At 37.2% G+C, this 18,921-nt stretch carries 15 protein-coding genes and 3 pseudogenes; 2 read left to right on the top strand and 16 right to left on the bottom strand.

What is annotated here, in order from left to right; genetic code table 11:
* Window positions 1-38 precede the first annotated feature (38 nt).
* Genes FTU45_RS13250 through FTU45_RS13240 form a run of 3 tightly spaced genes read right to left on the bottom strand, consistent with a single transcriptional unit; the run spans window position 39 to window position 2,119 of the window.
* On the bottom strand, window positions 39-614 hold the full coding sequence (locus FTU45_RS13250) for a DUF1788 domain-containing protein (protein WP_005403808.1): 576 nt from the start codon (window positions 612-614) through the stop codon (window positions 39-41).
* A 16-nt stretch (window positions 615-630) separates the two neighbouring features.
* Window positions 631-1,242, bottom strand: a complete 612-nt coding sequence (locus tag FTU45_RS13245; RefSeq protein ID WP_121523422.1) for a DUF1819 family protein — start codon at window positions 1,240-1,242, stop codon at window positions 631-633.
* A gap of 10 nt (window positions 1,243-1,252) precedes the next feature.
* The gene (locus FTU45_RS13240; protein WP_180076554.1) at window positions 1,253-2,119 is read right to left on the bottom strand and encodes a YafY family protein; all 867 of its coding nucleotides are present in this window, start codon (window positions 2,117-2,119) and stop codon (window positions 1,253-1,255) included.
* Between the two features lie 225 nt (window positions 2,120-2,344).
* On the opposite strand from FTU45_RS13240, the gene FTU45_RS13235 reads away from it, so the two are divergent.
* A complete protein-coding gene (locus FTU45_RS13235) occupies window positions 2,345-2,674 on the top strand; it encodes a DUF4236 domain-containing protein (protein ID WP_000506883.1) in 330 nt (109 codons plus the stop codon).
* A 106-nt stretch (window positions 2,675-2,780) separates the two neighbouring features.
* Here FTU45_RS13235 and FTU45_RS13230 read toward each other — a convergent pair whose 3' ends face one another.
* The 9 genes and pseudogenes from FTU45_RS13230 to FTU45_RS13190 all read right to left on the bottom strand — a co-directional run bounded on the left by FTU45_RS13230 (window position 2,781) and on the right by FTU45_RS13190 (window position 15,303).
* Window positions 2,781-3,428 carry a Fic family protein gene (locus FTU45_RS13230; protein ID WP_000464611.1) on the bottom strand — a complete coding sequence of 216 codons (648 nt, stop codon included), beginning with the start codon at window positions 3,426-3,428 and terminating at the stop codon, window positions 2,781-2,783.
* A 2-nt stretch (window positions 3,429-3,430) separates the two neighbouring features.
* Window positions 3,431-3,616 carry a hypothetical protein gene (locus FTU45_RS13225; RefSeq protein WP_000755725.1) on the bottom strand — a complete coding sequence of 62 codons (186 nt, stop codon included), beginning with the start codon at window positions 3,614-3,616 and terminating at the stop codon, window positions 3,431-3,433.
* Between the two features lie 525 nt (window positions 3,617-4,141).
* Window positions 4,142-5,797 (bottom strand): HNH endonuclease signature motif containing protein, encoded by a 1,656-nt coding sequence (locus FTU45_RS13220; RefSeq protein ID WP_180076553.1) that lies wholly within the window; start codon window positions 5,795-5,797, stop codon window positions 4,142-4,144.
* Window positions 5,798-6,309: 512 nt separating this feature from the next.
* Complete coding sequence (locus FTU45_RS13215) at window positions 6,310-6,480, bottom strand: hypothetical protein (protein WP_168382101.1); 171 nt, start codon at window positions 6,478-6,480, stop codon at window positions 6,310-6,312.
* Window positions 6,481-6,509: 29 nt separating this feature from the next.
* Window positions 6,510-7,450 (bottom strand): annotated as a pseudogene (locus FTU45_RS13210) (IS5 family transposase).
* Window positions 7,451-8,046: 596 nt separating this feature from the next.
* Window positions 8,047-11,568: a hypothetical protein gene (locus FTU45_RS13205; RefSeq protein WP_180076552.1), complete on the bottom strand. Its 3,522-nt coding sequence runs from the start codon at window positions 11,566-11,568 to the stop codon at window positions 8,047-8,049.
* A gap of 11 nt (window positions 11,569-11,579) precedes the next feature.
* Complete coding sequence (locus FTU45_RS13200; RefSeq protein ID WP_180076551.1) at window positions 11,580-13,874, bottom strand: hypothetical protein; 2,295 nt, start codon at window positions 13,872-13,874, stop codon at window positions 11,580-11,582.
* Window positions 13,875-13,878: 4 nt separating this feature from the next.
* Window positions 13,879-14,331, bottom strand: coding sequence for a transporter (locus tag FTU45_RS13195; protein WP_180076560.1), 453 nt, complete (start codon window positions 14,329-14,331; stop codon window positions 13,879-13,881).
* A 798-nt stretch (window positions 14,332-15,129) separates the two neighbouring features.
* Window positions 15,130-15,303 (bottom strand): hypothetical protein, encoded by a 174-nt coding sequence (locus tag FTU45_RS13190; protein WP_180076550.1) that lies wholly within the window; start codon window positions 15,301-15,303, stop codon window positions 15,130-15,132.
* Between the two features lie 27 nt (window positions 15,304-15,330).
* Between FTU45_RS13190 and FTU45_RS13185 the strand changes: the two genes are divergently transcribed.
* A complete protein-coding gene (locus FTU45_RS13185) occupies window positions 15,331-16,635 on the top strand; it encodes a replication initiation protein (RefSeq protein ID WP_000274553.1) in 1,305 nt (434 codons plus the stop codon).
* 115 nt (window positions 16,636-16,750) lie between these two features.
* On the opposite strand, the gene FTU45_RS13180 is transcribed toward FTU45_RS13185, so the two are convergent.
* From FTU45_RS13180 to FTU45_RS13165, 4 genes and pseudogenes are all read right to left on the bottom strand, one after another.
* A complete protein-coding gene (locus tag FTU45_RS13180) occupies window positions 16,751-17,749 on the bottom strand; it encodes a ParB/RepB/Spo0J family partition protein (RefSeq protein WP_001085468.1) in 999 nt (332 codons plus the stop codon).
* A complete protein-coding gene (locus FTU45_RS13175; RefSeq protein WP_000158575.1) occupies window positions 17,749-18,366 on the bottom strand; it encodes an AAA family ATPase in 618 nt (205 codons plus the stop codon). The genes FTU45_RS13180 and FTU45_RS13175 overlap by 1 nt, the downstream gene beginning before the upstream one ends.
* Before the next feature lie 82 nt (window positions 18,367-18,448).
* Window positions 18,449-18,655: pseudogene (locus FTU45_RS13170) on the bottom strand (hypothetical protein); the annotation flags it as partial.
* 132 nt (window positions 18,656-18,787) lie between these two features.
* Window positions 18,788-18,921 (bottom strand): annotated as a pseudogene (locus FTU45_RS13165) (IS6 family transposase); the annotation flags it as partial.

Here is an 18,921-nt window from a genome sequence, read left to right as displayed (position 1 = left end):
AATCCATTCCCCCGAATTCTTATTTCTATTTGCCGTGTTTAAGGCACTAATCTGAATGCTCTGTAGTAATTGTTGCTTGGAATTTTTCCAAATAAACTCATCGCTTGACCGTCGTAATAGCCTGGGTAAAACAGCACCACCGGCTTATGCCCCAGTAACGAATGCAAACTGTTCAATAAGTGATGGGCACGTAACAGAGGCCAAACCGACCCTACCCCAGTCATCAACACAATATCTTGCGCATTAGTGGCATATTTACTCACCAGATACGGCGCGAACTTATCCATATGCAGTGGACCTTTCAGCGCTTTGAGCAGCGCCTCATCGCCTTTGGCTTTTTGCATTTGAATGGCTTTATCGATGAAGTTACGCTCAGCCAGATAATCCACCACGGCTTGCAGCAGGTTAATATTCACCACCTTCAGCTGACTGTGTTTTTTCTCTAGCATCCCTTCGAGAAAATGCAGATATTCGCGCACCTTCAACTCATCTTCAGGTGCATAATCAAAAATCCAGAAGCCAATTTCATTGCCCAATCCTTGTCCAGTGAGAAACTCAGTGGAAAGAATTCGCTCTGGAATCTGGTTCAGACGCTCATGTATTGTTTGACTCATTGCTGCCCCTCTACAACTAACGCGTCCATACCGACACTTCCATAGATCTTTTAATGCGTTGTTTATAATGTTCTTCCAACAGGCTACGCAGCTCTGCTCTGACGATCACGCGCTGCAACTCCAGCTTACGGGTACTTTTTAAGTAACCGGCTTCTGCCAGCATGCGAAACACCACCTGCCCCATTTTTTTCTTGCTGGACTCTTTCCAATCACAGATATCCGGATCACGTTGTGAGCGTTCATCCAAAAAATCTGACCAGATATAACTGTCCAAGTATTGCGCCTGAGAGATATAGGCATCCCTCATCACCGTTTCCATAAACTCAAGCAGCAACAGGTTGCGTTCCAATGCGCCACAAAAAGCCACCTGAGTCGCCAGCTCATCATCCCCATCACGCAAAGCTTTCCAGAAATCAGGCTCTAAGCGCTCCAGACGCTTACGAATAGCGGTGGCATTGCGTTGAGCTGAAGCAGGCGTTCTTTTTTGCAGAATATTGTCAATCTGAATGGCCTGATGCCATTGTTCTGGAGTCGCTTCTCGTAATAACAGATCCGCGATCAGCCGGCTTTCACGCACCATCAGGGAGCCACCAATCAGGTCACTGTCATAATGAAATTGTTCTAACATGGCCAATCTCCTATGAGGCCTGATCAAACAGGTAAGACGACAGCTTTTCGATATCTGAGCGTTGTAGTACCAAGGGATATTTCAAGGCATCATCCGCCTCAGCCAGCGTGATCGCGGCCTGATAGCGCTGCAAGGTATAGTGAGCCAGGGCTTTTTTCACCGGAATCTGTAATCTGCCATCAGGCATGCCGAAGTCTTTTTCGACCAGCGCTTGTTGTGATGAGTTCAATTTTGGATTAGGGATCAGCGTCAGTACAATTTCTTCATTCCATTGCTGATCCTGAGCAGGGTCTACTGACTCAATCGCCACCACAACAGGTGTGCGATCAATCCTGGAGAGTAAAAAGTCCTTAAACTGCTTGCTCTGATGGCAATAGGCACGGACATGCCAGCGAAAACCGGTATACACCAGGGTGTGTGGGGAAATGATGCGTTCATGCCACTGCGGATTCTGCATCGAGGCATAAATCATTTTTAAAGTGTTTTGGTTTCGGCAGGCACGCAAAACTTCCCGAATCACTTCAGGACGTACACTGCGATCAGGTAATTGAACTGCTGCAAGATTCGGTTCTGGCATCGCTATCAGGGCATGCGATTCACTAACCAAGCCTGACAGCATATTGAGATATTCATTGATATGCGCTGTAGTCAGTACAGGCTGGAAGCTGGCTTTAGGCACATAACCCTTGACTGAGGGGTCATGAATCAAGGCATCGGGGTTATACAGCGTATTATAGCGCTTGATATCCGCAGAAGCCTGCTGTCGACTGAGCCCAAACCAGCTCATCAAACGATTGGTAACCAAACGACCTTCCCAGTAAGCAAGCAGCTCGATCGCTCGCATTCGTAGCAGGACTTCATGCTTATCTGTCGTCATATACCAATCAGTCAATAAATAGCAGCTTTAAGATTACCCTACAGCAAATATACAGTAAACATTTTTGACGGTATTTAAAGGTAGTATTGCAATCACCAGATAAAAAATATACGGATGTCTCTATGGGGACAGCCGACTAGCGAGGTAGATGAGGATCTGAGATTCTCTGAATTTACCTCTATCAACTGAAATACACAGCGAACTGGTTTTGCAAATGGGGGAAATATGGGCTTTAGATTTCGCAAGAGCATTAAAATCTTACCGGGTTTAAAAATTAATCTGACGCCTAAGGGCATCAGCAGTGCGAGCATTGGCAAACCCGGTGCTTCTTTAAATATTGGTAAAAAAGGCACCCGAACCAGCGTGGGCATTCCCGGAACAGGACTTTCTTATTCCAAGCATCATCCTCATACAAACAGGCCGAATACTCCACAGAACGCCTCTGAGCAACCACCGCCATTGAATAACCCAGGTATGCAGACATCCAGATCAACTGTCTGGCTCTGGATCGCTTTTGGGGTGTTGTGTTTTATTGTTGGAGCAATCGTTTTTTAGAGGCTTTACAATGATGTTTGATTTTTATCATGGAATCATTTGAAGTGTCAGCAGTAGGCCTGAAGAAACACCAAAATTGATGCTGAGTACGATATTGGTTAGGTGTTCAACTTACTTCTAATCTTTGAATATTAAGTTTAATCATTTTTTCAGTGAGCTTAAAGTTACCTTCTTTCCATCCTGCGATCACTGCTTGATTCATAGCATCTGAACTCACAGTGGTCCAATCGATCGTATAACCTAACTTAAATAGTATCTGGCCTAGCATGAAACGTTGTGAGCGACCATTACCTTCTCTAAATGGATGAATATAATTTAAAACAACAAAAAATCTGGCTAAAAAACTACAGACCAAATCTATATTTTCTTTATTATTAATCAAATGGTTAAAGTTATTATTGAGGCATGAAAACAGCAGATCTGATAAAGGAGCTATGCTATTGTAACGGAGAAAGATACATTCACCTTTATAGGTATTCACGCGTCTTAATTGGCCAGCCCATGGGTAGACATCCATAAATAATTGATGATGTATATTTTGTAGGTGCTGTAAATCAAAATTGCCTAGAAAAACAGAGATATTTTCCTGTAACCTTGTATTTTGTAAGGCACTTAGCGCTTTCTCTGCCTCATTCAGGTCTTTGGTATTAGAAATACCAAGATTGTTGATCAAAACACCATTTTCATCACAGAATGGATCATCATAAAAATCTTCTTCCGTCAGATAATAATGTAGTGCATCATCAAAAAACATTTTTATCGTACACGGTACATTTCAACAAGTGTATTTCTGGCTTGTTCAAATGTCTTAGAACCCGTCACATAGTCATTAATTGCTTGTAAGCCTTTATTATCTACAACCAAATTATCTACGGCAAATGAAGCTTTTACGATTTTAAAGGCTTCAGTACGGCTATTTCTCATACCAATAACTTTTTTCATAAAATTCTCGCTTCAAATGGATCATGCAGACTCTAAGGATATAACATTTTCATTGAAAAAAAAGAAGTTCCTATGAAGTTTTCACAATTATCTTAATAATTCGCCTTGAATATAAAAATCCAAATTCTGTCTTTTTGATTATTTTCTATGTCATGTTATGTCATTGCTACTACGACTTATTTGCCATATAAATTGGGTGAAAAGTAAATGGAATTACTATGTTAACTAGAGTGGAACTCATTTTTGTGGTGCTGATGGTGTCAGGCTTAATCTTGATTGCTTATGAAATGCTAAAAGGTTTATTCTAGGGCATCTACACATGATTTTTGATCAAAAAAATACCCATAGAGGGAATCTATGGGCAAAACTAAGGATCTTGACGATCATTCAGAAACTACAGCTAGCTTCTAACTATGATTCTGCACTGAATTAAAAAAACCACATTGGCAAAATAGATCAAAAGTTAAATCATGTGATTTATCATTAATTAACACACTTGAGAACACAAAAACATAGCCCTGCTGATTAATACAATAACTCACCAAACAAATCCGCTCTGATCTCTTCTAAGCTGAGATCTGATTTCATTCTATTACAGATTGGATGAACCAGCAGACCATTCTCTAGCACCCCTTGCCCACCAACGGCTTTGGCAATTTTATGATCCGATTCAGTAGAATCAAGATAGATTAATCCATCACAAATGAGGCAAAAGTTATGATTACCCACCAGAAAATTGTGCTTAAGTAAACTTTTGGTTAATGCTGAAAAGGATTTGGGCTTTGAGCGCGAGATTGGACTAATCGACTCCACATATCCCACCACATGCTTCACGACCGTATCATCATAATTCCCCAAAAATCTTTCAACATAAAACTCATTAAAGTTTATGTATTTGAAGGCTTTAGACATGGACAGAATAAATGTATTCAGGCATTCCTCATCATCAAAATCAACCTCCATTTCCAAGCTTAAGCAAATAAAGGCTTTATAGACAATTTGTAGCCGATCATAGCCCTTGATACCACTGCCGAACTTGCCGACCGTTTCGGTGGTCGCCACGGGGAAATTGGCGATCAAGAACTCAATACTACGGCGTACCCGGGTGAAGTCCTTGAAACTAATCGTTCGATGATGAATCTGCATGCGACTTTCATGAATTTCAAACACAATAGCAAACCATGCCAGAAAGGAAGTAATCTGAAAACGCTGGTCCTTATAAAAATATAAGAACGGATGTAAGCCCAAACTCGGAACCCCAGTATTTTTTACAGGAGTGGCCATTCTGCAAAGGACCGTAAACAGATGTGACATGATCTTTTCAACGCGTTCACCCTGATTCAGGCTCATGATATTATGAATCCGATCACCCGCGATGATATTCATGAGCTCATTGACCAAGCCAATTTTTTTGCCATGACTCATTTCAGTATCTAATAAGATGGTAGAGAAAAGCAGCTGATGGATCCTCTCCCCCAACTCGATCAGCTCATTTAATCGTGTATATTGAAGCTCTTCTAAATTGGATTTATTGTCATTGATATAGCAACAGGCATAGATCGCATAATATGCATCACTCCCCCGACTTCTTAGATGATATTCCTCATATTTATCCAGGCGTTTAGTATCTGAGTTAATCGATTGGAATACGCGTCGTGCATCTTCTGGAGTACCAAGCACTTGCCGGAAACTGATTTTAATATCGTCTAATTTAGATTTTTGTTCTGCAAATTTAGGATCAATACAAATTTTTTGGAAGTCAGCCAGATCCCCTAAATGATTTCGCAGGTCACGAATATCTTCTTTTTGTTGATCGCTAAAATTAGGCGCTTGAGTGGCTTGTTCATCTGCAAAATATCTCTTGACCCACGCATAAATACTCGAAAGACGATGCGCCCCATCGATAATATAGATGTTGCCGTGTATATCTTTCCAATACAAGATACACAAATTGATATTTTGATCTTCTGTGCAATTCCCAATAAAGTTTGCAATTTCCCGCACACTCCAACATTCAGTAGAACGCTGGTTATCCGCTTTAAATAAACATTTGATGATGGCATGCTTTTCAAAATCAGTCAGTGCAACTTCAAAATTGTCTCGTTGCATTGATGGTGACATTTCTTCTGGCAACATGACTTTACGCTGAATGATATTCGTCAGTAATCGAGTTTGGCCCATTTTTTGTTTTCTCCAGGCAGCACTTTCCTATATTCGCTCAAATACGAAATTTGAAAGTGTATATCGTTCAATTTGGTTAAAGCGATGAATTAAATGACCGTCAATATCCGGTCAGCGCTAACAAAAGAAACGTAAGAGAAATGGGGATTTGAGATAATGAAATCTTCATGCTGAGTACCTGTAGTTTAGAGTTTACTATCTACAACCATCTTTTCCACGAGATGGAGGTAGACCAAACAGGGGTGGAAATACCGCACTACAGAAGACGGCCAGTCATAGACTGCCCTGCCTGGCCTACCATAATGGCAAGCTAAGCATAATAAGCACAAAAAAAACCGCTTAAAGCGGTTTTAATGCTTCTGTAGTAATTTTCAGGTTTCCACGCCTGATTACAGATTTTGCTGTAATGTAATTATCATATTTGTATCTTTTTCTTTGGTCAAACCAAATTAGACTTTTTTTACTCATTAATTCTATGAAAGGACCTCAATAAATTAAAATATTGAGGATTATTAAAACAAAAAATCAAATTCGCGGATTCCCAGGCCTTTGCTTGGCAAATCAGATTTTGACAAAGCAAAGGCCTGGGCCCCTTTTGAACCACTTATTAAGCTTAGGCTATTTTTAGAATATTTATGATTAGCAGTTTTAACTAAAGGCGGCTTTGTTGCATAAACATTCAAAAGCTGAGTTTTCCCCAATCCATTCAAATTTAAGTGACAACTTGGGTGTGAGGTCTACCTAATTCCGTAAATCTATTCAGAACTGCCACACGCGCATGAACTTCATTGACCTGACTTTGAAAATGTCTTGCCGTCAGCTTATCTCCTAATAATTTGATGCAATGCATCTTGGTTTCCACCAAACTGCGACGGTGATAGCCCGACCATTTTTTCCATAGGGTTCTGCCTAAATGCTTAACCGTTTGAAGTAACTCATTTCGTTCTATTGAACTGATTTTAGAATCTTTCCAGGGCTTGGCATTCTTCCTGGGTGGAATTACTGCATGTGCTTGACGATCTGAAATCACTTGTCTGCAGCACTTCGTGTCGTACGCCCCATCGGTATAGACAGAATCTATTCGCTCATTTGGTGGGATTTGATCCAGTAAATCACCTAGTACTTGTGAATCACTGACATTATTTGTCGTAAGCTGAACGGCACGTATTTGCAGTGTTTCAGCATCTATACCAATATGCAGTTTACGCCATTGCCGACGGTATGCAGGCTGATGTTTCTTACGCTTCCATTCACCTTCACCTAAAAATTTTAAACCCGTAGAGTCGACGAGTAGGTGTAACCCATCACGACTTTTCTGATAGCTTATCGCAATATCAATATGCTTTTGTCGTCTACAGAGGGTGGAGTACGAATATCACTGATATTCGGGGCTGCTCAGCCACAGAGTTTAATCAGGCTTTGAGCAAAGCCAGTGACCATACGTAAAGAAAGACGGAATAGAGATTTGATCATTAAACAGCATTGAATCGCTGTATCGGAATAAGTTTGATTTCGTCCGTGCTTGCCTTGTGGTTGTGCATACCATTGGGTCTTAGGATCAAACCAGATTGAAATATTTCCTCGCTTGATTAAAGCTTGGTTATACGAGGACCAATTGGTTGTACGGTAAGTTTTAGGTGCAGGCTTCTTCATCTGGAAATTATATTGCTAAAGAAGCCCTCAAGAATAGCTTTGTGCAACAAAGCCACTAAAGGCTAGAATAAGGAATTTTCATTTATGAGCATTAACTCATCAAAACAGATTAATTCAACTTAAATACAGTTTCTATCTTCAGCAATGTATAAAATTGATTAAAAATTATCAACATAATATGAAAAAACGTACTTTTTATTTGGTTAAAAAACCAAAAAATCAACCCAAAATAGAGGGTTACATTATTTAAAACTGATTCTCCAATTAATTTAAAACAACACTCAATTTCATATTAAATCGCTTTTAATTTATTATTTTATTAACAAAAAAAGGTATTATTTATATCAATAATATTTCAATTAATTTTAACGTAGCGTGATTATTGTCTTGCGTCTCAACAATGCTGTTTTTAAGGCTAAAAAACACTCAAAAAACCTAAAACCCGGGGTTGGATTTTCACCCTTAATTACCCAGTTTTTGAGCGATAAAAACTCACTTTTCTGCAAAAATAGGATAAAAAAAACAAAGCTGTAAAATCAACAAAAATATACATCTGATTTCAATATGTTTTTTTTGATGAATTTCCGTTGATATCGTCAACCTCTGATAGAACCTCTAAGCACTCTTTTTTGATACTCTCGGCACTCTTTCATCTTGTAAAAGACGCTTTGCAACAGCATCTTTTGAATAAAATTATTATCTTTTTTATTCCATATTTTATATTTTTTTATTTTCACCTCGCCCTTTTTTACATTATTAAATTCACCCGGATTATATTCATCCCATTCAAAATTATCTAAATCTTTTGAATAAAGTTTATTGATAAAATCTAAGAATCTTTGATAGTCAATCAAGTCATTTTTAGATGATGCCTTAAAGTTCAAAATAGGACGATCTTTTTCAAGTGAAATTTTATTTTCTAAACAATCAAAAAAATGTTTAAGATCTTTCTGGGTTACATTTTTATTTAAGTTAAAAGGTTGCTCAATCTCATAGAGAGTAGACCATGTCACCATTTTATTCCAAGTAAAACCGATAAGATCCTCATGATTAGCATCATTTTTGACGTGACTTGTATAGAGAGAAAACGGCTGGCTGATCGATTGAATGAACTTCAATACTTCAGGATCGATCGTTGCTTTTTCTTTTTTTTCCCGCCACTTCCGGTATTCCTCTAAAAACGTTTCACGGTATAAAAATACGTCCTGTTGTTGAGGCTGCTTCTGCTTTTTCTTGCTCTTTAATGCAGCAGTTTGAGAATTATTTTCTGTGTGTGAATGAATCTTCTTCATCAATTTTAAAATATCTCTTTCATTCGACTGAAATTCAACTTTGAAATCGCGATGCATCAACTGACTATCGCCTAATAATGCCTTGATCAATTGAGGTGAATATTCACGGTTTGCTTGATAAAACATGTCAGCAATCAGGATATTCAGATGATGCAGATAATGTCTTGCAGTGATCCGAATGTCTTCATGCCCCATCAGATGCGCAAGTCGAGACCAGGCTTGGGCACTACGCGATGAAGCATCCTTCATATTGGGTAAAATGTGCTTTTTAAGCTTACGCCCAAACTCGGAATCATAGTCAGTAAAACAACGTACCAGTGCTATGCTGCCTTTTAAAAGGATAGCCAAATGTGAAGCGGTACTATGCCTGAAAGCGTGAAAGGTATATTGATGATCGTTTGTCCCTAATACAGTATTAAACAGCAACTGGGTAATTTTTGATAAATTTGTACTGGATAAAGGTTGTTCACCCAGCATAAAGAGCTGTTTGGTTTTTCTATTGCAGACTGCTGCAGTCGCTTTAGAGCCAGGTAACAGGTTTTGATAAAAGCGACAAAATCCTGTGAACTCGTCCGGTGCTAAGAAATGAACTAAATCAAACTGACGCGTGGCATTATCACTTTTCAGATCACGCTCAGAATTTAGACGAATCCTGAGGGTGAGATCATCAATATCACCCATTGTTTTTCTCATTTTATGGTCAGATCGATCGTCTTTCTGCTGATCTAAAGCGGATTCAAACACATAATAGAGCTGTCGATTGTCAGGATGTTTTCGTAACTGCGGAGATACAAAATCATCGATACAGATCCCAGCAGCTTCATCAATACGCAAGCCCAGTCTAAATGCCAATGTATAGACCCATTCTAGACAGGTTGCATCCTGCTCAGTCAGACCCAAAGCTTCTGGGTATCCTCTAAGAATCCGTATCATCAATTGAAACATCTGCGGACTAATGAGTCTGGTTTTTAAAAATAAACCATCACTTTGACGTTCATATAAATATTGCACAATCGGTGCACGATGATTCTTGACTAAGTATTGGTGAAAGGCTTTCAGCCGATCAAAGGCATAACCCGAGGTATTGTATTTTTTATTGTTGTTGATTTGGGCGGTCGTTTTATGATTTTTCTGATCATTCAGCAGTTTTTCTTCAACAATCGTGCGATACATTTCCTCAAACTGCTCTTCAGTGGCTGTATCTAGATTGATCTGCTGTTCTAGAACATAACAAAGTAGGTCAAGCACAAAACTACTATAGTAACGCTTGATTGTTGAGACTTTAATAGCTGCTTTCCCATGATAAGCAAATTCGTTTTCTAACCACTGACACACGCGTAAATGTGCAATAGCCACTACATAATCTAGGTACTCGCCATTTCCAGCCTCATACGCAGATTTATAGTCCTCAGATTTTTGGATGCTTTCTTGGAGTTGATCCGCAAGCTGTTTGGGTTTGATATCCTGATGAAAAGATAAAAGCCAGGATTTCAGCTCATGACGTTGACCGGTTCGTCGATCATGAAATGTTTTGACTGTAACTGTAGGCATCTCCAAGTCTAAGACTTGAGGCTTTTTTTCAAGATTTTTGATTCTAGCTTGAATAGTTTTCCAGCAATCGGGTTGATCATAGAGTTGTGTATACTGCTCATAGATTAAAGGCGAAGTGATGATCTGATTGTTCAGTACACTGGTACTTAACACATCCAGATTAGGAATCTCTTGCCACAAGACATAATCCATATGCTTAAAAATGGCAAAACCGGTCTTTTCCAAGCCTTTTAAAAATAGCTTCACGTGATTAAGCTGTGCAAATGGCTGATCCTCACGTGCTTTTCTAGAGTCCCCCTCCTCCGCCATATTCAGTACAATGTTTAAATGGATTTTAAGTTTTTCTAGCAGTAAGGCTTCAGGCTGATTCCCCGTTTCAATTTCACTCTGTTCTTTTTCCCAGTACAGCAATGGCGAAGTGCTTTGTAATACATACCCTTGCGGTCCATTGAGTAGTTGCTGAATCCGTCGATAACATAGCATCGCAAAGGCATTGAAATAAATGTTTTGGGTTTGCCATAACTCCGCCTCTTCTTCCCCATCCTGACGATAGATGTTGCCATACTTTGTCGAGGGCAATGTGTATGAAAAGACATAAGCCTTTTGAACCTTTTCGGCATCTGAATAGATCGGAAGCAAGCCACTATCCAGGTTCATATGAAAAATCGCATCATGAATGGCTATCAGTCGTTCAGGTTGCATGCATCCCTGATCAAAAATTAATGAAATACACAGACATTCAAACAAGGTATTCACTAATTTTTGTTGCTCTTTAGCCGTAGAGTCTAAGAGGATACCTTGAGTTTGTTGTTTGAGATAATCCGCCCAATTCACATACAGTTTTTCTTTTACCTCGACGAGCATAGTACCCTGCTGTAACTTTCGTCCTGAAAAAACGTTGTCTAGACGTTTAGGTGTGTAGACTATCCAATCGGGCAACTTAATCTCATAGCTCTCGGCATAGGAAGGGTAATCCTTTTGCCACTGCTGGTTTTTCTCCTTACAAATCTGTTTCACTTGTTTAAAACAGAATTGAAGGTAATCTGCAGCATTGTCCTTAAATTTGGATATTTGGCAGAGCTGCTCTAAAACTGCTCTATGGATATTGAACTTGTCCAGAATTTGCTGGTCAAGCCACTTAAAATCAATTTGAGCAAGGTCAGAATTTACATCTGTGTATGTAGCAGTGATCAGCTGAGAAGTTTCCTTAAAAATGTCGGCGATTTCTCTTTTAATGGCATTTTCTAATTGCGTAACGAGTGATGTATCAAGCACAAGATGGTCCTTTAAAGCACTTCAAGCTTTGCGATTTCTAGTTTGTTGAGCAAGCTTTTAACTTGCTGCTGAATGTCGTGTTTGTAGAGATAAGGGCTTAATCCAGAAATGTGACTGAATCCCATGCTTTGCTTATCATGGGTATATAGCGTATTGTGAATGTCACCACTCAAGGCGAGATGATTTTTAGTGAAATGCCTTGGCCAGTTTTTATAAATCTGCACGGTCTCTTTAAGGTAATTCGTGACAAAATCAGCAGACATGGGCTGTAACTCCAAATGCTCCACGACTTCCGCAAGATTCACCTGACCTTTTTGGGACTTGATCCGAGGATGTGAGATGACATAGAGCATAAAACCATCGTTTTCCAATTTCACTTTAAAACTAGTTATCCCGAGTGTCTCGATGGTTTGCGTCAGATATTTTCGATATGCATTGAAATGATCCTGCCAGTAGCCTGTAACAGGAACAGGACGTCCTACTTTTCGTGAATCAGTTTTTTTATCATGCACATAAAGCAGTTGTGCCTTAGGATCGTAATGTTTGAGTAACCCCGGCATGCCGACTATTGGACGTACCGTCAGGCAGATTAAGGAAAGATGCCACATCCAAATGCTGTAAGCATTCAGCTTCTCGATCAGATTCGCTTGAGTATTGGCTAATGTGTTTTTGACAAAATGATAAAGCTGATTAAAAAATTCACTCGCGGCCTCTACAGTCCAGCATCGCTGACTGCCGATACGTTCCTCACGATGAAAAATATGACCAGGGTGTTCATTCTCAATCCATGGATCACCTTTTCTACGGTCTAATAGAACATTAATATAGCCTTGAAAATGCTGGTCGATTTGATCGATCTGACGCCCTTCATAGTTCCATTGCACGATATGACGGCTATCTCTGTTGGCCAGCAAGTGTGCGACCAGGTTATCATCCGTCTCCATATCCATATAAAAATAGATTTGCCGCTCTAACATACCGCAGGTGATTTCGCCAATTGCATGCTCTTTAAAAATTTCCCGCAAAAAATTATTGTACTCAATCACACAAAATTCAGGTTCCTCTAAAGCCTCTAAACTGGTGATCCAGGGTGCTGGTATGCGCCATTCCAGGGTTAAGGCCCGATTATAACGCTGTGCTTTATCTTGCATGGCACCGGAATGATTGGCATTCAACTTAGGATCGATCACCCAATAATAATGGATGACTTTTTTGACTGATTTTTTTTTAATTCTACCAATACCAATCAAATACTTGATCTTTTGAAAGACCGTTGGACTCAGACCGGTCAAGAGACACATCAGACCACACACAGCTAAAGCCGATTGATATGCATCATTTTTCGTATTTTCTTGATAACACTCGTGCAATCGCTGATATACCTCAGTTAATAAACTGGGTTTCAGATAAAGCGGATTAGTTTTACAGGCTAAGTCACGTCGCTGAATTCGCTTAGCTTGCTTTTCGAGCTGTTTCTGTTTGTCATCAGAGAAACTCCCCTTCACCCGCTTGGCGATCTCATCCTGTTCAGGATCGACAAGATTGGCCTCTGTATCCTGTTCCTTATCATCATTCTCCACATCAAACGAAGATATGCCAGAATGAGGTGTGCGGGTCATGCGCTTTTGAATGTTGTCGATTAAAGCCTGAACATTGATTGACGATGAATTTAACCTACTATTGATGAGTTCATTACAAACAATAATGAATTGTTGAATATGGCGGCCGAGATTAAGCTGTTCAAAATCGTTTTTTATTGTTTTGCTCTCTAAAAAAGTTTTTAACTCATTGGCATTAAATTCATCCATCCCCTGGAGTTTTTGCGTGATGTTTGCATACAGTTGTTTATTTTCCTCAGCGTGAGAAAACTGCTTTTGCAACAACAGTTTTAAATCATAAGATACTGTATTGATTTTATTGTTCTTTTCACACTTATGTAAAATAACTCGTCTTTCTTTCTCTTCAGCCTGAGGCTCTAACAAGATGATTCCCTTCAGCATTTCGCACAAGACTGCAGTCAAAAGATATGAATAGATGAATGCTGCTTTTTGTTGGTCGCTTAGTTCTCCTATAGATGCACTTTTAGCCCATTGAGTTAAGCCTGCCAATAATTTCTTTTGTGTCACCATCCGATTGTCTTTAATCACCACATGGATATCGTGAGCAGCAACATACAATTCCAGTGCCTGCTGATCTTGCGCCAAGAGCTGATTCAAAATTTGTTTTTTTACACTCAGGGGTTGATTGACCCATTCTTCCAATAGTTTAATTTGCTTGTCAGCTGACAATTCATCAGTTTGGCTCATAAAGCTACCATAATTTTTCAGGGTAAAAATTGATATTCAGGTTTCGTTCGAACTTGAGCTTCAAGTCTTTATTCAGGCCAAAGTATTTTTTATAAGTGCTTGCACTCAATTGAACACAATGCTGCGGATTTTTTCCCACCTTCATATACCGTGATAATGGCAAACCTAAGGTATCGGACAATTGAGTAAAAAAACATGTAAATAGAACAGCATGTACCTCTTTATGTTTGTGCTTTGGAACCTGTTCCAAATCTAAAGAAATTTTATGGATTAACCATTTTAGAATTTCAAATTCATCAACACCTTTATGGGATTTTTCACCCTTGTTAAGAATTCTTTTGATATAAGCATTCAGCTTGTTTTTAAGATTCAAGATAAAATGTCGAATAAAATCTGGTAAATCTAATATCAAAACTGCACTTAACTTGGTCAGGACTTCAAGTGATTTTTTTTGCATTTCCAATTTTTTTCTATCGTAACCATCTCAGCTGATACTGGCTGTATAAACTCAATACTGTTGAAATGGCTAATTTTTAAATTTACAACTTAGGCTCAACAGAATCTGTTAAGCCTAAAAACACCGACTATGATGTTATATGTTTATAACTAGTCAGAACAGAGCAATTCAATGAGTTAATGCGACATTTCAAGTAATAATTTTACTGTGGTGTTTCAAAAAGTATGCTTACCCAAGTTGTCACTTAAATTTGAGTGAATTCGCCCTCTGTTTTTCAGATATTTACTTAATAAAGTTATTTGAAATTAGTTATGGCTGTAAATCTTACGTATTTCATTATTTAAAAATATTAATTATAGGTTTATAAAAGTTTATATAGGTTTATAAAAGTTTATATAAGTTTAAAGGGCTATTTTTTATATTTAAATTCATATACTTACATGCCAATAACCATACGTTTTGTCCGTTCAACCATACGTTTTGTCCGTTCAACCATACGTTTTGTCCGTTCAACCATACGTTTTGTCCGTTCAACCATACGTTTTGTCCAATAACCATACGTTTTGTCTCAATTTATCAACAAAATTATCAACAGGTAAAACAATTTTGCATCTAATTTGAGAAGTTTGTTTAAGGTGAAATTTAAAAATTTATAGTCTTAATTTTTTCTATTTTCAATTTTTTCAATTAATGATTATGTTTTAAACATTATCATTACATTTTGTCCAATTTAGATGCTTTCTCCATAAATTTATTACTTTTCTTTCGATTATTTAATTTTCTATTTCCTTTATTACATTATTTTAATGCTGTTAAAAATATTGAGTAACAATGCTTTTGGTTTGTTTTAGCTTTATTTTTAATATAACCATACGTTTTGTCCGTTAGTAATGTTTTACCAGAAATATTAAATAACCATACGTTTTGTCCGTAACCTAATGGATAGATTTTTATTGATTTCTTTTCTTCCATTCTTGATTTCAATACAAGATATCATTAATGTATGGTTATAAAATTGTAACCATGGAGCTTGGTTTGAAAAGTACAGAATTAATAAAACCTTCTTCTCGTCGTGTTCAATACACTGATTTAGTGGCTACACGTAATGATATGACAACGGCAAATTACAGTTATGAAGCCAATGAAGAAAAGCTAGTTTACTGTGCTATGGTTGCTGTGCGCAAAAATGAATTAAATAAAAATATGCGCTTTGATCCGGATGAACTTATTACAATTAGTGCAGCTAATTTTGGAGAATTGATTTCGGAAAAACATTTAGATAAAGATGTTGTCACAGCCAGTGAGTTATATGAAATTCATCGCTATGGTGAAAAGGCCTTACAGCGTGTTTACGATAGTTATAAGCCTAAGGTGATGTTGATCAAGAAAAAAGATGATCCTACACCAATTAAAGTACCGATGATTATCTATTGTCATTATAGTAAAGAAACTAAATGCATGCAGATTCGTTTTGCTAGAGAATTTTATAATTATTTTTATAATTTAATTAATCCAACAGGGATGACACATTCATTTAGTACACACCAAATTCGCTATGTTATGCGGATGCGTTCTAATTATGCTATGCGGATTTATCGAATTCTTAATTCTGAACTATGGAAGGCTGAGTCATTAGGTGTTCAGCAAATTCATGATATAAGTTTGGAACGATTACGTTTTGCTCTAGATATTGAAGATAAATATAAACTGATCGATAACTTAAAAAGTCGTGTTTTGAATGTTGCAAAAACACAAATCAATAAGTTAAGTAATCTAGAAGTTGATTATGAAACGATTAAAAATGGAAAATTTGTTGTGGGTATACGTTTTACTTACAAAATGAAAGATGAGCATCGTAATCTAATTTTTCAACGTATCATTGATCGTTTAAAAGAAAAACATCTTAAAAATGCAATTCCATATCGTGATGATGGATCGCACTTTAAAGATAAAGAACGTATTAAATATATTAAACCAGTCACTCGGTTGAGTTCGAAGCAAATCACAGTTTTAGTGAATTGTGATGTGTTTTTAAATGATTATGGTTATTTTTTAGGTAGTTTGGATACGATTACAGCTAAAAAAATGATGCGCAGTTTATTAATAAATAAATTAGAGATATTGAATGATCATAAACCTATTGATTTAGACTACTATTTTTGGATACAAGCAAAACGTAATATGAATATTTTTAAAAAAGATGCATCTGAAGATAATATGGCAGATCATGAAGATAAAAATATTGTTGATTCTGATATGGATGAAATTTTAGATCCATCAGAAGATCAGTTACCGTTCTGGTAAGCATTTTTCCCTTTAACACTTTTTAATTCAATATGTATGATAAATAGCAGTACCCAATATTTAAAAAAATATTGGATACTCAATTATAAATTTCCACAGTGGAAATTTATAATTTTTATGGGTGGTCATCTAAACCGGCAAGAAATTCTTCTAACTTTTCAATCTTTTCTTGATTAAATTCAGCATTTAAACTGGTGCGAATATTTAGGACTGTTTTCCCATTGAGACTTTTCTCGATCTTAATCGAACCAAATTTAAGACCATTTTTATTTTTTAAGATCATTTTGTTTACTAGAGAGGCATTTTCGATGCTTTGATCTTGTTTTTTAGCTGTCTCTTGTACCGTTAATGCTTTTTCTATTTGATAAATGAATTTTTTTGATGGACGATTTGTTTCTGTAAATTCATTTAGGTACTTTTTCCATATGGTTAACGTGGTATCTTCAACTAGTTGATGGTTAAACTTTAAAACCAGTTTATTTAATTCAGTTAACAATTGTTGTGCGGTTGCACCTGAAATCGCTTTGGGGTGGATTTTTAGATCTTCTTTTATATAGTTTGGCAGTTTATAAAAGCTCATTAATCTAAAGTATTTAGATTGATCTAATTGATATTTTTGAGTAATAAATTCTATATTTTGTATAGTATAACCAAACTCATCGCAGTGTTTTTGTATAGCATTGACTAATTCAAAATCACTAAGATTTGACCGATGTAAATTGTCAATCAATGAAATTAAAGCTGTCTTTTCTGTAGATTTATCATCTCGAATAATTGCACGAATAGTCTTATGTTTTAATACATCACGAACAGCTCGAAACCTTTTTTCTCCACCAACAAGCTCATATGTTTCTTCTTTTTTGATCACAACAATCGGATAAATTTGCCCATTCGTTTCAATACTTTTGGCAAGCTTTTCAACATCTTGTAAAACTTTGTCTGTAATAATGCGAGGTTGATGCTCTGAGAAGTCAATAAGCTCTATAGGTAGATCAACAATATTATTTTCAGTCGATGATACCAATGCAACTTTGCCTGTTCCTGCTGCATTAATAAATGCTTGTTCCATTTCAAAGGCATCATCAAAATCGACAATGAGTGGTTTTTTCGCCATTACAGGATCTCCACCAAAAATTCATTTAATTCATCTTTTGCTTTACTACTACCCATTTCTAATACTGATTTTCCTTCTATCATTGCATCGCGAAATTGTTTGCGATCACGCACAATGGTATTTAGTGTTTTCACAGACTTGACTTGTTGTAGCAACTCTAAAGCAGCATCAATTTCTGTAGATTTGGTATTGGTTGGTGCTTTATTTAAGACTACAAAAGTTTCTAATTTCTTATTTACTTGCTTAGCAGCATTTACCAATCTAAGCACAAATGGCAGCACTTCGATATCTGTTTGACTAGGTTGCGTTGGAATAATAAGAACATCTGCTATTAATAATGCTGAACGAAACTCAGCTGAATCACGTCCTGCAACATCCAATACAATATATTTATTATTATTTTTTAACTGTTGTAGTTCTTCTTTTAAATTATCTTTGAGCGAAATGGTTGTAATCGAGTCTTGTGTTCTACGTTTACTCCATTTTATAGAGGATTGTTGATCATCTCCATCTACAAGAATAGTCTGACCTTTTTTGCTCAGAGCAACAGCTAAATTGGTTGAGAGTGTGGTCTTTCCAACGCCACCTTTCTGATTGGCAATTACGTATATTGTCATGGATTAAATATATAAAAATTAAATTTATATTAGCATAATTTTAAAAATTAAAAAAATATTTTTAAATTTCCACAGTGGAAATTTAAAAAACTAAAAGCCTTTTTTTTCTTTTGTTTAGTCCCGGCATTTGATGGATCGGATCAATCTTAAAAAGTTCAGGTTCATCTGTCCACTGTTTGCAGATGAATTCGTAGGGAGTCAGGCCCCTGAGTGTTTTGAGTCTGCGGTCGAAGTTGTATGTAGCAATAAAATCAGCAAGGTGAATGCATAGCTGAGTGTGATCGTCGTAAGGCTTTGTTGCACAAACTTATCTGTAAAGGGTTTTTCAGCGATATAATTTTCAAATGAAGAAGCCTACACACAAAATCTGGCACTGTTGCAAATAGAAATTTGAGTCGATGATGTTCCCTTTAAAAAGTGCTTAGAGACCGAAAACTCTATTCACCAGATAGACTTCACCCTGAGGCTGACCATAATAAAATGACGAAGCTTGGCCTTTACGTAGTGCACGCATGACTTCAATACCTTTAATTGTGGCATAAGCCGTCTTCATAG

Origin of the sequence: Acinetobacter sp. YH12106 (genome assembly GCF_013418995.1) — a bacterium.
Lineage (GTDB): Bacteria > Pseudomonadota > Gammaproteobacteria > Pseudomonadales > Moraxellaceae > Acinetobacter > Acinetobacter pseudolwoffii.
This window is presented reverse-complemented; position numbering and strand designations above follow the sequence as displayed.

Excerpts from the sequence above, each read along its gene's own strand:
- FTU45_RS13250 (WP_005403808.1), bottom strand. The coding sequence starts at position 614 with ATGAGTCAAACAATACATGAGCGTCTGAACCAGATTCCAGAGCGAATT.
- FTU45_RS13245 (WP_121523422.1), bottom strand. The coding sequence starts at position 1,242 with ATGTTAGAACAATTTCATTATGACAGTGACCTGATTGGTGGCTCCCTG.
- FTU45_RS13240 (WP_180076554.1), bottom strand. The coding sequence starts at position 2,119 with ATGACGACAGATAAGCATGAAGTCCTGCTACGAATGCGAGCGATCGAG.
- FTU45_RS13235 (WP_000506883.1), top strand. The coding sequence starts at position 2,345 with ATGGGCTTTAGATTTCGCAAGAGCATTAAAATCTTACCGGGTTTAAAA.
- FTU45_RS13230 (WP_000464611.1), bottom strand. The coding sequence starts at position 3,428 with ATGTTTTTTGATGATGCACTACATTATTATCTGACGGAAGAAGATTTT.
- FTU45_RS13225 (WP_000755725.1), bottom strand. The coding sequence starts at position 3,616 with ATGAAAAAAGTTATTGGTATGAGAAATAGCCGTACTGAAGCCTTTAAA.
- FTU45_RS13220 (WP_180076553.1), bottom strand. The coding sequence starts at position 5,797 with ATGGGCCAAACTCGATTACTGACGAATATCATTCAGCGTAAAGTCATG.
- FTU45_RS13200 (WP_180076551.1), bottom strand. The coding sequence starts at position 13,874 with ATGAGCCAAACTGATGAATTGTCAGCTGACAAGCAAATTAAACTATTG.
- FTU45_RS13195 (WP_180076560.1), bottom strand. The coding sequence starts at position 14,331 with ATGCAAAAAAAATCACTTGAAGTCCTGACCAAGTTAAGTGCAGTTTTG.
- FTU45_RS13190 (WP_180076550.1), bottom strand. The coding sequence starts at position 15,303 with ATGGAAGAAAAGAAATCAATAAAAATCTATCCATTAGGTTACGGACAA.
- FTU45_RS13185 (WP_000274553.1), top strand. The coding sequence starts at position 15,331 with ATGTATGGTTATAAAATTGTAACCATGGAGCTTGGTTTGAAAAGTACA.
- FTU45_RS13180 (WP_001085468.1), bottom strand. The coding sequence starts at position 17,749 with ATGGCGAAAAAACCACTCATTGTCGATTTTGATGATGCCTTTGAAATG.
- FTU45_RS13175 (WP_000158575.1), bottom strand. The coding sequence starts at position 18,366 with ATGACAATATACGTAATTGCCAATCAGAAAGGTGGCGTTGGAAAGACC.